At 61.3% G+C, this 14,796-nt stretch carries 15 protein-coding genes; 10 read left to right on the top strand and 5 right to left on the bottom strand.

Annotated elements, in window-relative coordinates:
* Both ACR0LW_RS10495 and ACR0LW_RS10490 read left to right on the top strand, forming a co-directional pair.
* On the top strand, window positions 1-489 hold the full coding sequence (locus tag ACR0LW_RS10495) for a peptidase associated/transthyretin-like domain-containing protein (protein ID WP_170623688.1): 489 nt from the start codon (window positions 1-3) through the stop codon (window positions 487-489).
* A 3-nt stretch (window positions 490-492) separates the two neighbouring features.
* A complete protein-coding gene (locus tag ACR0LW_RS10490; RefSeq protein WP_170623690.1) occupies window positions 493-1,092 on the top strand; it encodes a ferric reductase-like transmembrane domain-containing protein in 600 nt (199 codons plus the stop codon).
* On the opposite strand, the gene argF is transcribed toward ACR0LW_RS10490, so the two are convergent.
* Window positions 1,089-2,015, bottom strand: coding sequence for an ornithine carbamoyltransferase (gene argF / locus ACR0LW_RS10485; protein WP_480882607.1), 927 nt, complete (start codon window positions 2,013-2,015; stop codon window positions 1,089-1,091). The two genes, ACR0LW_RS10490 and argF, sit on opposite strands and share 4 nt — an antisense overlap.
* Before the next feature lie 75 nt (window positions 2,016-2,090).
* The gene (locus tag ACR0LW_RS10480) at window positions 2,091-3,278 is read right to left on the bottom strand and encodes an acetylornithine transaminase (RefSeq protein WP_480882606.1); all 1,188 of its coding nucleotides are present in this window, start codon (window positions 3,276-3,278) and stop codon (window positions 2,091-2,093) included.
* A 293-nt stretch (window positions 3,279-3,571) separates the two neighbouring features.
* On the opposite strand from ACR0LW_RS10480, the gene ACR0LW_RS10475 reads away from it, so the two are divergent.
* A complete protein-coding gene (locus ACR0LW_RS10475; protein WP_480882605.1) occupies window positions 3,572-4,462 on the top strand; it encodes a DMT family transporter in 891 nt (296 codons plus the stop codon).
* On the opposite strand, the gene ACR0LW_RS10470 is transcribed toward ACR0LW_RS10475, so the two are convergent.
* A complete protein-coding gene (locus tag ACR0LW_RS10470; protein ID WP_170737033.1) occupies window positions 4,444-5,247 on the bottom strand; it encodes an ABC transporter permease in 804 nt (267 codons plus the stop codon). The two genes, ACR0LW_RS10475 and ACR0LW_RS10470, sit on opposite strands and share 19 nt — an antisense overlap.
* Window positions 5,248-5,375: 128 nt before the next feature.
* On the opposite strand from ACR0LW_RS10470, the gene ACR0LW_RS10465 reads away from it, so the two are divergent.
* Together ACR0LW_RS10465 and ACR0LW_RS10460 are read left to right on the top strand one after the other, a co-directional pair.
* Complete coding sequence (locus tag ACR0LW_RS10465) at window positions 5,376-5,951, top strand: GcrA family cell cycle regulator (RefSeq protein WP_170454159.1); 576 nt, start codon at window positions 5,376-5,378, stop codon at window positions 5,949-5,951.
* A gap of 5 nt (window positions 5,952-5,956) precedes the next feature.
* Entirely contained in the window at window positions 5,957-6,601 is a 645-nt protein-coding gene (locus tag ACR0LW_RS10460; RefSeq protein WP_480882604.1) for an NUDIX hydrolase, read from the top strand.
* An 8-nt stretch (window positions 6,602-6,609) separates the two neighbouring features.
* On the opposite strand, the gene ACR0LW_RS10455 is transcribed toward ACR0LW_RS10460, so the two are convergent.
* Entirely contained in the window at window positions 6,610-7,686 is a 1,077-nt protein-coding gene (locus ACR0LW_RS10455) for a T6SS phospholipase effector Tle1-like catalytic domain-containing protein (protein WP_170454161.1), read from the bottom strand.
* A gap of 186 nt (window positions 7,687-7,872) precedes the next feature.
* Between ACR0LW_RS10455 and ACR0LW_RS10450 the strand changes: the two genes are divergently transcribed.
* The 5 genes from ACR0LW_RS10450 to ACR0LW_RS10430 all read left to right on the top strand — a co-directional run bounded on the left by ACR0LW_RS10450 (window position 7,873) and on the right by ACR0LW_RS10430 (window position 13,896).
* Window positions 7,873-8,169, top strand: a complete 297-nt coding sequence (locus tag ACR0LW_RS10450) for a hypothetical protein (protein ID WP_480882603.1) — start codon at window positions 7,873-7,875, stop codon at window positions 8,167-8,169.
* A gap of 110 nt (window positions 8,170-8,279) precedes the next feature.
* Entirely contained in the window at window positions 8,280-9,008 is a 729-nt protein-coding gene (locus tag ACR0LW_RS10445; protein ID WP_170520647.1) for a dienelactone hydrolase family protein, read from the top strand.
* A gap of 79 nt (window positions 9,009-9,087) precedes the next feature.
* Window positions 9,088-12,228, top strand: coding sequence for a valine--tRNA ligase (locus ACR0LW_RS10440; protein WP_480882602.1), 3,141 nt, complete (start codon window positions 9,088-9,090; stop codon window positions 12,226-12,228).
* 138 nt (window positions 12,229-12,366) lie between these two features.
* Window positions 12,367-13,530: a benzoate/H(+) symporter BenE family transporter gene (locus tag ACR0LW_RS10435; RefSeq protein WP_480580321.1), complete on the top strand. Its 1,164-nt coding sequence runs from the start codon at window positions 12,367-12,369 to the stop codon at window positions 13,528-13,530.
* Window positions 13,531-13,563: 33 nt separating this feature from the next.
* A complete protein-coding gene (locus tag ACR0LW_RS10430) occupies window positions 13,564-13,896 on the top strand; it encodes a DnaJ family domain-containing protein (RefSeq protein ID WP_480580318.1) in 333 nt (110 codons plus the stop codon).
* On the opposite strand, the gene ACR0LW_RS10425 is transcribed toward ACR0LW_RS10430, so the two are convergent.
* Window positions 13,897-14,679, bottom strand: coding sequence for a crotonase/enoyl-CoA hydratase family protein (locus ACR0LW_RS10425; protein ID WP_480882601.1), 783 nt, complete (start codon window positions 14,677-14,679; stop codon window positions 13,897-13,899).
* Window positions 14,680-14,796 lie beyond the last annotated feature (117 nt).

Below are 14,796 nucleotides of genomic sequence, written 5' to 3'. Positions count from 1 at the left end.
ATGACCCGTATACTGATGACTCGTCGAACCCTTATCGCAACGGGTGCAGCAGCTGCGGTCGGCGTTGTAGCCCTACGCCCAAACCCCGCGCGCGCAGCAGGTCTTGCCCCCACGCCATCGATGCGAGGCGGGTCGAACAATTACCGCCCCGGCGCGCCGATCGTCGAACGGATTGGCGGCGGCGGCTTCTGGATGACCGGAACCGTGCGGCGCGCTGGTGACGGGGCACCCCTGGCCGGTCAGCGCATCCAGATCTGGGCACATACCACCGAAGGGCACGAGCGCGATCCGCACAGCCATGGGGCAACCCTGACCGACGCCAATGGTGAATTCCGGCTGGAAATGCCGCAGATCGTGCCAGCCTTTGGTCAGCCACACGGGCATCTGGCCTATGACAGTGGTGAATTCGAAACCGTGTTCCTGCGTCCGGTCATGTCCAGTGCAAGGGACAAAACCCTTGCGGCGCATTTCGTCCTTCAGCCCGTCTGAAGCGTGATCCGCAGCTTGGCAATCTGGGGGGCGCTGACGGCTGCCTTGCTTGTTCCGCTGATTGCAGCGGCGTCCAGCCCGTATCTGCAATGGCGTGACCCCATCTACATTACCGCCGGGTTCGCGGGTGTTCTGAGCATGGGTCTTCTGTTGCTGCAACCACTTCTGGCAGCCAAAGACCTGCCGGGACTATCGCCCGTGACCAGCCGGCGCTTGCATCGTGCGGTTGGAATAATGCTGGTCTTGGCCATCCTGACCCACGTAATCGGGTTATGGATCACAAGCCCGCCGGATGTCGTAGATGCCCTTCTCTTTACATCGCCAACCCCGTTTTCGGCATGGGGCGTGATTGCGATGTGGGCCGCATTTGGGGCCGCAGTTCTGGGCATCTGCTGGGCGCGCCTGAACCTGCGGTTTCGCCTGTGGCGGTTGAGTCATACGGGGCTGGCGATGATTACCATTCTGGGCAGCGTGATCCACGCCATGCTGATCGAAGGCACGATGGAGATCATGACCAAGACCGCTTTATGCGTTCTGGTGGTACTGGCGAGCGCCCGGGCGCTCACCAAATTACGGGTGTGGGATGCCAGACGGCGGGCTTAGACGCCGAGGCACCACCGCATGATCGACTTCTGCGCATGCAGGCGATTTTCAGCCTCGTCAAAAATGACCGAGTTCGGGCCGTCCATCACCTCGGACGTGACCTCTTCTTCCCGGTGCGCGGGCAGGCAGTGCATGAACAACGCGTCGGGCTTGGCGTGCGACATAAGCTCGGCATTGACCTGATAGGGGCGCAGCAGGTTGTGGCGGCGTTCCTTGGCCGATTGGGAATCGTGCATCGACACCCATGTATCGGCAACGATCAGATCCGCGCCTTCTACCGCTTTGTACGGGTCCCGTTCCACCACGATCTTCGAGCCTTTCTGGCGGGCGAACCCCATGAACTCTTGCTCGGGATCGAACTGCGCGGGGCCAGTGAAGGTCAGGTCAAACCCGAACTGACCGGCAGCGTGCAGGAACGAGGCGCAGACATTGTTGCCGTCCCCGGTCCAGACCACCTTTTTGCCTTTGATTGGGCCGCGATGCTCCTCAAACGTCAACACGTCGGCCATGATCTGGCAGGGATGGGTACGGTCGGTCAGACCGTTTATGACGGGCACATCCGAGTATTCGGCCATTTCCGTCAGGATCGTTTCGTCGAATGTCCGGATCATAATCATATCGACATAGCGCGACAGGACGCGGGCGGTGTCGGCGATGGTTTCGCCATGACCCAGCTGCATGTCCTTGCCCGACAGCACCATGGTCTGACCACCCATCTGCCGGACACCTACATCAAAGGACACGCGCGTCCGGGTCGACGGTTTTTCGAAGATCAGGGCGACCATGCGGTCCTTGAGCGGTTGTTCGTCGTCCAGTGCTGCCTTGGGGCGGCCCAGACGGGCCTGTTTCATTGCTGCGGCCTGATCGATCATGGCCCGCAGGTCCTCCTGATCGGTCATGTGGATATCAAGGAAATGGTTCATATCGTTTCGCTTTTGGCTGATCGGCAGGTGGGGGCCAGCCCCCACACCCCCGGAGTATTTGGGAAAAGATGAAGATCAGGCAGTGGCAAGTTGGCCTTCGACCTGCGCGGCGGCTTTGTCCAGGCGGATGACAGCCTGCGCGATGTCGTCTTCAGTCAGCGTCAGAGGCGGCAGCAGGCGGATCACGTTATCGGCGGCAGGCACGGTAATAACCTGATTGTCGTAGCCTGCATTCACCACGTCCAGATTGGTCGCCTTGCATTTCAGCCCCAGCATCAGGCCAGAGCCACGGACCTCTTCAAAGACGTCCGGATGATCGGCGATCAAACCTTCGAGTTTCTGGCGCAGCAGGCCCGCCTTACGGTTAACGCCTTCCAGAAATTCAGGGGTTGCGACGTGATCGATCACCGCGCATCCGACGGCGCAGCCCAGCGGGTTGCCGCCATAGGTCGAGCCGTGGGTGCCTGCGGTCATGCCGCTGGCGGCCTCTTCCGTGGCCAGCACCGCGCCCAACGGGAAGCCGCCACCGATGCCTTTGGCAACCATCATGATATCGGGCGTGATCCCCGCCCATTCATGAGCGAAGAGTTTGCCGGTGCGCCCGACGCCGCATTGGACCTCGTCCAGGATAAGCAGAAGCCCGTGTTCGTCGCAGATCTGGCGCAGGGCTTTGAGTTCCGCGTCGGGGACCGGGCGGATACCGCCCTCGCCTTGAACCGGCTCGATCATGATTGCGGCTGTCTGTTCGGTGATCGCATCGGTCACGCCATCCAGATCACCGAAGGTCAGGTGGACAAAGCCGGGCAACAGCGGGCCAAAGCCCTTTGTCATCTTCTCGGACCCCGCCGCCGCAATCCCGGCCGAGGAGCGACCGTGGAAAGAGCCGTCGAAGGTGATGATCTCGACCCGGTCCGGCTGGCCTTTGTCATAGAAATACTTGCGAGCCATTTTCACGGCCAGTTCGCAGGCCTCGGTCCCGGAATTCGTGAAGAAAACCGTGTCGGCAAAGCTGTGCTCGACCAGCTTGTCAGCCAGCGCCTGCTGCTGCGGGATGTGGTAGAGGTTCGAGACATGCCATAGCGCCTCTGCCTGCTCGGTCAGGGCGTTGACCAGTGCCGGATGCGCGTGGCCCAGCGCGTTTACCGCGATCCCCGCGCCGAGATCCAGAAACCGTCGGCCATCCGCCTCGGTCAGCCAGGCGCCTTCGCCCTTCACAAAGGTCAGGGGCGCGCGGTTATAGGTCGGCAGAACGGACGGGATCATCGGATCATCCTTTTCGGGTAGGTTAAGCCCTGTGGTTGATACACAAGGGCCATGGTCGTCAACTGATTTGGTGGGGTTAGCGCGGATTTACAGCGCGCAATTGGATCAAACGGGCCGGTTACGCTGTGCGGCGTCGGCGTCGGAGGCGCAGGATATGTGCTGTTTTGATCATGGCCGGTCGTATAGCGGGATGTGCAGGATCTGAAAACCCCGAATCTGCGCTGATACCCGAAAGGCATAAGGCGCGGGTTTTCCCACTTGCCATTTCCCCGGATGTAACGCACCGCTTGGACATGACACCCACGCCCCAGAACCCGCCGCTTGCGGCTTTGCTGATCTTTGTCGCAAGCGCCCTGATCGCCGCCACGACGCTGTTGGCCAAGGCGTTGGGCACTGACACTTTGGGCCCGCCTTTGCACCCGATGCAAATCAGCCATGGGCGGTTTCTGTTCGCGTTTCTGGTGATCATCAGCGCCGTCGCCGCGCTGCGTCCCAGGCTTCGGCGGCCGCATTGGGGCTTGCACATTGGCCGCACCAGTTTTGGCTGGTTGGGGATCACGCTGATGTTTGCTTCGGTCGCTTACATCCCAATAGCGGATGCCACCGCGATCTCTTTCCTCAACCCCGTCTTTGCGATGGTGTTGGCCATCCCGCTGTTGAAGGAAGGTGTTGGGCCGTGGCGCTGGCTGGCCGCTGCGGTAGCGCTGAGCGGGGCGCTTATTCTGCTGCGCCCGACGCCTGCAAGCTTTCAGCCCGCTGCTTTGTTGGCGCTGACGGCGGCGGCGGTGATCGGGATGGAGCTGATTTTCATCAAAAAGCTGGCGGGCCGGGAAATTCCGATTCAGATTCTGCTGGTGAACAATTCGATGGGTCTGGCCATTGCAACGGTCGCCGTGATCGCCGTGTGGCAGCCGCCTACACCTGCCCAATGGGCGGCGCTGGCTGGTATCGGAGGGTTGATGGCCTGCGCGCAGGCGTGTTTCGTCAACGGAATGGCGCGGGCGGATGCGTCATTTGTCGCCCCGATCAGCTATGCAACGCTGATCTTTGGTGCGCTTTACGATTTCGCGATCTTCGAAGTGATCCCCGATGTCGTCAGCGTCATCGGATCCTCGGTCATCCTGACCGGAGCACTAATCCTGGTCTGGCGTGAAACGCGGCAGCGTCAGGCCTTGAGCCGGTAACCGGTGCGCAGCATCTGCCAGGTGGCGCAACAGACAATCAACGTGGCCAACCCACACACCGCAAACCCCAAAACAGGTGCGCTGTCCGAGACTCCGATCATGCCGTATCGCAACCCGTCGATCAGATAGAACACCGGGTTTACATGGCTGATCCGGTTCAGAAGCGGCGGCAGCGCCTCGACCGAGTAGAACGTGCCCGACAAGAACGCCAGCGGGGTCACAATGAAGTTCGTGATCGCCGCCATCTGGTCGAACTTGTTGGCGAATATCCCGGCCAAAAGCCCCAGGGCCCCCATGAATGCGCCGCCCATGATAACAAAGATCAACGCGACCAGCGGGTGTTGCGGCACGATCCCCAACACCAAAGCCAGCGCAGCCGCAACGACACAGGCGATCAGCACGCCGCGCGCGATACCGCCTGCCAGATAGCCCAGAAGGATCTCCAAAGGAGAGAGCGGCGGCATCAGTGTATCGACGATGTTACCCTGTACCTTCGAGATCACCATCGACGAGGACGTATTGGCAAATGCATTCTGGATCACCGTCATCATCATGATGCCCGGGGCCAGAAAGGTCAGAAACGGCACACCCATGACGTCCGACCGGCTGGGGCCGATGGCGATGTTGAAGATCAGCAGAAACAGACCGGCGGTCACCAACGGGGCCAGCAAGGTTTGTGTCCAGACCGCCAGAAAGCGCAGCGTTTCGCGTTGCGCCAGCGTATAAAGACCCATCCAGTTGAACGGACCAAACCGTGGTTCACTCTGCTCTGCGGGGCTCTGCATCATCTGACCTCAATCCGATTCGAAGACTGCTTGTAACTCGGGGCGCAGTGATTAGAATAGGGGGCTGACACGAATTCCCAAGGCGGCCCGAATCCGGGGCCGCTTTCCCGTTTTTTGAAAGGCAACCCATGTCCTGGACCGACGAGCGCGTAGAACTGCTGAAAAAGATGTGGGGCGAGGGCCAGTCGGCCAGTCAGATCGCCAAGGAACTGGGTGGCGTGACGCGCAACGCGGTGATCGGCAAGGTGCATCGTCTGGGCCTGTCGAACCGGGCAACCGGCGCCAGCCCGGCGAAATCCGAACCCAAGGAAAAACCCGCGCCCGCACCCAAGGCCGAGGCCAAGCCCAAGCCTGCGCCCAAAACCGAACCGGCGCGCCCGGCCCCTGCCCCGGCGGCAGAAGCCAAACCAGCGGTCCCGGCCCGTCGTCAGATCATCCCTGCCGGTCAGCCATTGCCGCCGCAGCCCTCGGCCAACGAAATCAGCCCCGAGGCGCTGGCTAAGGTCAACGAGGTTGAGAAGAAGGCCAAGAAGCTGACGCTGATGGAGTTGACCGAGAAGACCTGCAAATGGCCCGTCGGTGACCCCGCGACCGATGATTTCTGGTTCTGCGGCCTGCCCGTTGAGGCTGGCAAACCCTATTGCGAGGCACATGTGGGTGTGGCCTTCCAGCCCATGAGCTCGCGCCGGGACCGTCGCCGCTAAATCCGATGCGCCAGGATCCGACCGCGATGGAGGATACCTGGCTCACCCGGGCAAAAAGACTGCTGGCTCTGGCCGAAACCGGCCAACATTTCACCAAAGACCCGTTCGACCGCGAACGCTATGACGAGATTGCCGACATGGCCCGCGCTATGCTGGCCGATCTGGGGCGCATCCCTCTGTCGGAACTCGACGCTTTGGTATCCGAACATGCGGGCGGCTACGCCACGCCCAGCATCGACATTCGAGGGGCCGTGATCCGCGACGGCCACATCCTGCTGGTGCGCGAGCGCAGTGACGGAAAATGGGCGATGCCGGGCGGATTTGCGGATATTGGAAGCTCTCCGGCGGAAAACATCGAGCGTGAAGTTTGGGAAGAGGCCGGATTGCGCGTTCGTGCACGGCACCTTTATGCGCTTCGGCACAAGGCACGGCACCCGTACCCGGCTGACATTCGGGATTTCTACAAGCTGTTCTTTCTGTGTGATGAGGTGGGAGCGGCCACACCGAAACCGGGACCCGAGACAAGCGACGTGGCGTTTTTCCCGAGGGACAGCCTGCCCGACCTTTCTTTGACACGGAACCTTGAACAGGACATTCAGGCGGCGTTCGAAGCGTTTCGGTCCCAACACCCCTCGGCACTGTTCGATTAAACCGAAGGTTACTGCGCCGGATGTGACGGGAAATCCGGCATCGGCACCCAGCGCGGCAACTCATCCGGTGCGACCGAGACATGCAACCGTTCCGACCGATCCTTCCCCACTTTTCGATGCTTGCGCAGCAGGAAAATCTTGCCCCACCCGCGCCACGTGCCAACAGACGGCGCATGGGCATTTGTGGGGAACCGGTCGCGCCACCCTTCGGGCAGCGGCAGACCGTGCATCTCGGCCTTATCCAGCATCCAGATCAGAGAGATATTGCTAAGCGGCCGCGCCTGCTCAAACCCGTTCAACTGGCCGCCCACATCGCCGTGGCTGCCGCGAAACCAGACCTGCTCGACATGGCCCTGAAAGTCGGGCGTGCATTTCCACAAGACGGGCTCAAAGACTTCGCGGGTTTCATCCAGCGCCATAGCGTGATAGCCGTGACGGGTGGCGCGACCCAGATGATGGTTGTGAAAGGCATGCCGATCCTCGGCCCAGCGCCACAGCAGCGGCAGGCGTAGACCCAGCGCTTTCACCGTGTCCCACACGCCGATCATCTCGATAGCGATCTCGTCATGGCAAAACTGCTGTCGAAAATCCCGTGCCGCGGCGCCACTGGGGTTGCACTCGTAATGGCGGTAGGCCTGTTTGATATTGCGCTCGGTTGCGTGTTCAGCCTTGAGCAACCCGATCATGTCGATCACCCCGGCCAGACTGCGCACCCCATAAGCCCCCCGCGAATAGCCGATGAAATAGATCCGGTCGCCCGGCTTGTACCGAGACGCCAGATACCCATACGCCCGGCGGATCTGCCGGTTGATGCCGCGCCCCATCATCACGTCCAGCGAAGATTTCCAGTTTTCCCACTGAACACCGGATTCGTAGAAGACCGAGACCTGACTTCCGGCCTCGCGGCACAAACGGTAGGTGTGACCGGCGTGGGTCTCAAACCCCGGCTCCAGCGTCGACATGGTACCGTCAAGAATGATGACATGGCTGATCGGCTCGCGATGCGGCGTCTCGGCGGAATGCTCGGATCGCAATGGCCGTCCGAGCCATCCAAGAACCCTCCTACTCAACCGCGACAAATTCATCTTTCAGCACTTCCTATTCGTTTTGGGATGTGGCGGACATCTCAGCCCGCTGCACCCTGTACGCCTTGGGCACGTCTCCGGCCGTATCTTCCAAGCGACCGGTGCGCCTGCCTAGCTGCCCCGGTCTCTGCCGCCGATCCCGAAGATACAGGTATCGCCAACACAACCGCCGGGGCAAACCTGATCATGGGTATCCCAAACGCCTGGGGCAAGGCACAGGCCATGAACGAAGGCGTGAGCCGTTGCCGATTGGCACCAAGGATCACGGCCAATCTCACCGCCGGATCGACAGCATCCCAAACCAGAGATTTCAAACGCGCTATGATCTTCATGACACTGAAACCATTAACAAAACACAAACAACACAACATATCAGACCAAAGCTATCACCTGAGCGTCGCAGCTACCCCAGATATGAGTTTTTGGGCAGCCGATCTGCTCGCGGTATTGCTATCTGAGTTACAATTTGTAGCAGATTGTTAGAGCATGGTCTGTGACGCGCCTCACGTTGCGAACCCACACCAAAGCAGCGATTTTCGGTACCCGTGCGCCCAAATGTTGCTGCGTTTCAGAAATCAGGTAGCATGCAAGCCATGGCTTGGACACATGACACCGTTTTCCCATTCACAGCCCCGCTGACCGGTGGGCAGAACACCACGCACGATGTTTATGTCGGCGGCAACGGCCCTCCGATCCTTATCCTTCAGGAATTGCCGGGCATCGGGCCTGAAACGCTGGATCTGGCAACCAAGCTGAACGCATCAGGGTTCCGCGTTTACCTGCCGCATTTGTTCGGCACCTATGGCAAGATTGAAATGGCCAAGAACGCCGCCCGGCTGTTTTGCGTGCGAAAAGAGTTCAACATCTTCGCAAGAGGCAAGCAAAGCCCCATCGCCGGATGGATGCGCGCCCTGACGCAAGAGATCAAGCAGCGCGAAAACAGCGCGGGCGTCGGTGTCATCGGCATGTGCCTGACTGGCAGCTTCGCCCTGACGCTGATGGCCGAAGATGCCGTGGTGGGCGGTGTGGCCAGCCAGCCCGCCCTGCCCATTTTTGGCGGCAAGCACCTGCATATGAGCGCGCAGGACATCGCCGCAGCCTCGGCCGGTATGACGGCGAAAGGCCCCGGATTGGCAATGCGATACGAAGGCGACAAGCTGGCCCCGAAAAAACTGATGGACGCGTTGGAACGGGCCTTTGGCGATCTGCTGGAAACCAAGGAATATCCGGGCAAGGACCACTCGCTTCTGACCCTCGACTTCCACGAACCGGCCTATCAACGCGTCGATGCCTATTTCAAAGCCCGCTTTGGCATGACCTAGGCGCGCAGGCCCTTCCCCTTCCTGCCTCCATTCGCTATTGCAGGCGCTGATCAAGGATTGACGACGCAGGACGCACCCCATGGCGATGGAAAAGACATTCAACGCGGCCGAGGCCGAGGCCCGCATTTACAAGGCCTGGGAACAGGCCGGAGCCTTCAAGGCAGGCGCGAACAAAACGCGTGACGAAAGCTTTACCATCATGATCCCGCCGCCCAACGTGACGGGTGCTTTGCATGTGGGCCATGCGTTCAACAACACGCTACAGGACATCCTGATCCGCTGGCACCGCATGCGTGGGTTCGACACGCTGTGGCAACCCGGTCAGGACCATGCGGGCATCGCGACCCAAATGCAGGTCGAGAAGATGCTGGCCAACACCCAGCAGCCCGGTCGGCGAGAGTTGGGTCGCGAGAAGTTCCTTGAGAAAGTCTGGGAGTGGAAGGGCGAATACGGCGGCACGATCATCGAGCAGCTTAAGCGCCTCGGCTCCTCCTGTGACTGGTCGCGCAACGCCTTCACCATGGCAGGTGCATCAGGCGACCCGCGCACGGGGCACGAGAACTCGGCCAATTTCCACGATGCCGTGATCAAGGTCTTCGTCGACATGTACGAAAAGGGCCTGATCTATCGCGGCAAGCGTCTGGTCAACTGGGACCCGCATTTCGAAACTGCGATCTCGGATCTCGAAGTCGAGAATATCGAAGTCGCGGGCCACATGTGGCACTTCAAATACCCGCTGGCGGGTGGTGAAACCTACACTTACGTCGAGAAGGACGAGGACGGGAACATCGTGCTTGAGGAAGAGCGCGACTATATCTCGATCGCCACGACCCGCCCCGAGACCATGCTGGGCGACGGCGCGGTTGCGGTTCACCCCTCGGATGAGCGTTACGCGCCAATCATCGGCAAACTCTGCGAAATCCCGGTTGGTCCGAAAGAGCATCGCCGCCAGATCCCGATCATCACCGATGACTACCCCGATCCGAATTTCGGCTCGGGCGCGGTGAAAATCACCGGCGCGCATGACTTCAACGACAACATGGTCGCCAAGCGCAGCGGCATTCCGATGTATCGCTTGATGGACACCAAAGGCGCGATGCGGGCCGATGGTGCGCCGTATGCCGAAGAGGCCGACAAGGCGCAGGAATATGCACGCGGTAAAGCATTCACCGAGAACGAGATCGACGCGATCAACCTGATCCCCGATCATCTGCGCGGGCTCGACCGGTTCGAGGCGCGGGCGAAGGTGGTGGAAGAGATCACCGCAGATGGTCTGGCCGTCATGACCCGCGCGGATGATCCCCGCTTGGGTTCGACCGCCTTGAAACCTGATCATGAAGGTGCAGACAAGCTAGTCCCGCTGGTCGAGAGCAAACCGATCATGCAGCCCTTCGGAGACCGCTCGAAAGTCGTCATCGAGCCGATGTTCACCGACCAGTGGTTCGTCGACGCGGCCAAAGTCGTCGGCCCCGCGCTGGATGCGGTCAAAGACGGCACGGTCAAGATCATCCCCGAGTCGGGCGAGAAGACCTATTACCACTGGCTGGAAAACATCGAGCCCTGGTGCATCTCGCGCCAACTGTGGTGGGGGCATCAGATTCCGGTTTGGTATGGGCCGAGCATGCTCAAAAAACCCGGCGAATATGTCGTAAGCGCACGTACAATGCCAGCGTTTCCAGAAGATGCATTTGACGAGAAGGGTAGACCTTTCGACGTATCACGCGTTGAATTCTTCTGCGCCCCCACAAAAGAAGACGCACAAGAGAAAGCTAGTGAGTTCTACGCTCCCTTCCCAGTCAAGCTGTTTGATGACGAACAGGAATATAAGGATGCCTGTGAATTCTGGAGAATGGGCAACCCCGAGGCACCTCATGAACTTCAACCAATCCCACTCTATCGCGACCCCGACGTCCTCGATACATGGTTCTCCTCCGGCCTCTGGCCCATTGGCACGCTGGGCTGGCCCGAACAGACCGAAGAGCTTGAGCGCTACTTCCCAACAGACGTCCTGATCACCGGTTTCGACATCCTGTTCTTCTGGGTCGCCCGGATGATGATGATGCAACTGGCCGTGGTCGATCAGATCCCGTTCCACACCGTCTACCTGCACCAGCTCGTCCGCGACGAGAAGGGCAAGAAGATGTCCAAGACCACCGGCAACGTCATCGACCCGCTGGAGATCGTGGACGAATTCGGCGCCGACGCGCTGCGCTTTACCAACGCCTCAATGGCGGCGATTGGCGGCGTGCTGAAACTGTCCAAGGAACGGATCACCGGCTATCGCAACTTCGGCACCAAATTGTGGAACGCCGTCCGCTTTGCCGAGATGAACGAGGTCTTCACCGACGCTGTGCCGCAACTGGACGTGGCCGACCTGAAACCCAAGGCGGCCGTGAACCGCTGGATCATCGGCGAAACCGCCCGCGTGCGCGAGGAAGTTGACGCCGCGCTGGAAAGCTATCGCTTCAACGACGCCGCCAACGGGCTGTATGCCTTTGTCTGGGGCAAGGTCTGCGACTGGTATGTTGAGCTGTCCAAACCGCTGCTGCAAGGCGACGACGCCGAGGCGAAGGCCGAAACCCGCGCCACCATGCGCTGGGTTCTGGATCAGTGCATGGTCCTGCTGCACCCGATCATGCCCTTCATCACCGAGGAACTCTGGGGTCTGACCGGCAACCGCGCGAAGATGATCGTTCACGCCGACTGGCCGACCTATGCCGCCGCCGATCTGATCGACGCGGACGCGGATCAGGAGATGAACTGGGTGATCTCGGTGATCGAAAACACCCGCTCGGCCCGTGCGCAGATGCGGGTTCCGGCGGGCCTCTATGTGCCGATGCTGGTGACGGAAATCGATGCAAACGGCCAATCAGCATGGGACCGCAACGAGACGCTGATCAAACGTCTGGCGCGGATCGACAGCCTGACCCAAGCGGACGAATTGCCCAAAGGCACCATCTCCATCGCCGCGCCCGGAGCCTCCTTCGGCCTGCCGCTGGCGGATATCATCGATATCGGTGCCGAAAAGGAACGGCTGGAAAAAGCCAAAGGCAAGCTGGCCAAGGAACTCGGGGGCCTGCGCGGGCGTCTGAACAACCCCAAATTCGTGGCCTCGGCCCCGGAAGAGGTTGTCGCGGAAGCCAAAGCCAACCTCGCCGCCCGCGAAGAGGAAGAAGCGAAACTGAACGAGGCCCTCGCCCGTCTGGCAGAAATCGCCTGATCTTCTTCTCGTTCCAAATACGGAAATCCCGAACCCCGCCACCCGTCTGGCGGGGTTTTCTATGGGCGACACAGCTTTCCACTTGCTCATGATAGCCCGCGATTGTTAGCAATCTGCTCAAACAAGCCCGAGGCAGCAATGGCGCACCCGCTTCCCCCCGTGCAGACAATCTCGACCGGCCTCGTGGTGGCGGTGGTCGGGTTCTTCAGCTCTTTTCCGATTGTGTTGCAGGGTCTTGCGGCGATGGGCGCATCGGGCGCTGAATCCGCATCCGGCCTGATGATGGCGGCGATTGCGATGGGGCTGGCGGCCATCATCCTCAGCCTTTGGCACAAGCAGCCGATCAGTGTGGCGTGGTCCACGCCCGGTGCGGCGCTGCTTGCGGTCTCGGCCACGCCTGCCGCTGGCTTTTCAGGGGCCGTCGGCGCGTTTCTGTGCGCCGGAGCCCTGACCGTTCTGGCCGGTCTCTGGCGACCGCTGGGGCGGCTGGCGGCGGCGATACCGACGACACTGGCGCAGGCCATGCTGGGCGGGGTGCTGCTGCCCCTGTGCATCATTCCCTTCAAAGCCGCCGTGGAACTGCCGTGGCAGGCCCTGTCGGTGATCCTGACCTGGTTCATTGCGGGCCGTTTCAACCGGCTGTTCGCCGTCCCCGCCGCCGTGGTCGCGGCGGCAATCGTCGTTGTCCTGAACGCCGGAGGCAGCCCCGTCCGCCCCGAGCATCTGGTGGCCGCGCCGGTCTGGACCATGCCCACATTCTCGGTGGCGTCCGCGGTCGGGATCGGCATCCCCCTGTTCATCGTCACCATGGCCACGCAGAATATCCCCGGCATCGCGGTGATGCGCAGCTTTGGTTACACGCCGGATGCGGGCAAGCTGTTCTCGGCGGTCGGAGGGGCCAGCATCCTGTCGGCCCCGTTCGGCGCCCCCGCCACCTGCCTTGCCGCAATCACCGCCGCGATGTGCTCGAACGAGGACAGCCACCCGGACCGGGACCAGCGCTATTGGTCGGCGGTCATGGCCGGTGTATTCTATTGCCTGTTTGGCGTTTTTGCTGTGGCGATCACCGGGTTTGCTGCCCATGCCGACCCGCTGTTGATGGGAACCCTGACCGGAGTTGCGCTGATCGGCGTGATGGCGAACGCAACCTTTGCCGCGCTCGAAGTGCCTGCCGAACGCGAGGCGGCCATCCTTACCTTTGCCATCACCGCTTCGGGGATTACGGTCTTTGGGCTGGGTGCCGCGGTCTGGGGATTGGCGGCGGGTGGCATCGCTTATCTGGCGACAAACCGAATCCGCTAGCTGCCGGGACCGAGATTGAGGTACAGTGAAGACATGTTTGGACCGCTGGGAAAACTGATCGAATGCCAGATCAAAAAGGCGCAGGCCGAGGGCCAGTTGCAGGGGCTTGAGGGCGAAGGCAAACCCCTGCCCGACCGGTCTGCCGAGGCGCAAGGCGATCCCGCCATTGCCGCCGGGCACCGGATCATGGCGCAGGCCGGTGTGCTGCCCGAAGAATTCGAGATCCGGAAAAATCTGGACGCCGCCCGCAAGGATTATGCCGCGCTGACTGACCCCGAGGCCCGCAAGGCCGCCATGGCCCGCATCGCCGAACTTGAGATGCGATACAACATGGCCCGCGATGCGCGACGGGCCTTCATGCGGTGACTATTTGAACTCGGGCTTGCGGCCCTGCATCTGGGCCATCACGACCTCCATCTGATCCGGCTTGCCGATCAGTTCCACCTGCGCGGCGGACTCCTCAAGCAGCACGTCGGCGCGGGGCCGGGTCTCGGCCACATCAATCAGCCGTTTCGCCGCACGGATGGCCGAGGGGCTTTTGCCCGCGATGTCTTCGGCCAGTGCCTGCGCCTCGGTCAGCGGATCGTCCGAGAGTTTTGTGACCAGCCCCCACTCGGCGGCCTGTGCCGCGCCGATGGGGCGCGCGGTGTAGGTCAGCAGGCGCAGCACATCCGAGCGCACAAGATTCGGCAGCAGAACCATGCCGCCCATATCCGGGATGATGCCCCATTTCATCTCCATCAGGGCCAGCTTGGCCTCGGGGTGGGCGATGCGGATATCCGCGCCCAGCGCAATTTGCAAACCACCGCCATAGGCCACGCCCTGTATGGCGCAAATCACCGGCACCGGCACGCGCCGCCAGATCATCGCGACCTCTTGCAAGGGGTTGGCGTCCTCATGCGTGCGCGGCATCAGCATCTCGTTCGGATCGGCCTGCGCCAGCCTCGCCATGCTGGCCATGTCCAGCCCGGCGCAAAAGCTTTTGCCTTCGCCCGACAGCACAACGGCGCGGGCGTCCGAGGCCGCGACGTCCTGCCCGGCCGACACAATCGCCTTGAACATCGCATCGTCCAGCGCGTTCATCTTGTCGCCGCGTGTCAGCGTTACGTGGGCAATGTGGTCTTTGTATTCGACGGATACGCGCGCCATGCAGGGCCTCCCAACTCTGGTTTTTGTCAGCATGCCCCGAAAGGCGGGCCGAGTTCCACTGCGACGTCAGGGCAAAGGCCAGCCTTGGCTGAGCCTTGTCGAGCCGCGCGACTTGCG

This window comes from Ruegeria sp. N4 (assembly GCF_056531425.1).
The sequence above is the reverse complement of the archived record's forward strand: the minus strand, read 5'-3'. Positions and strand labels throughout refer to the sequence as shown.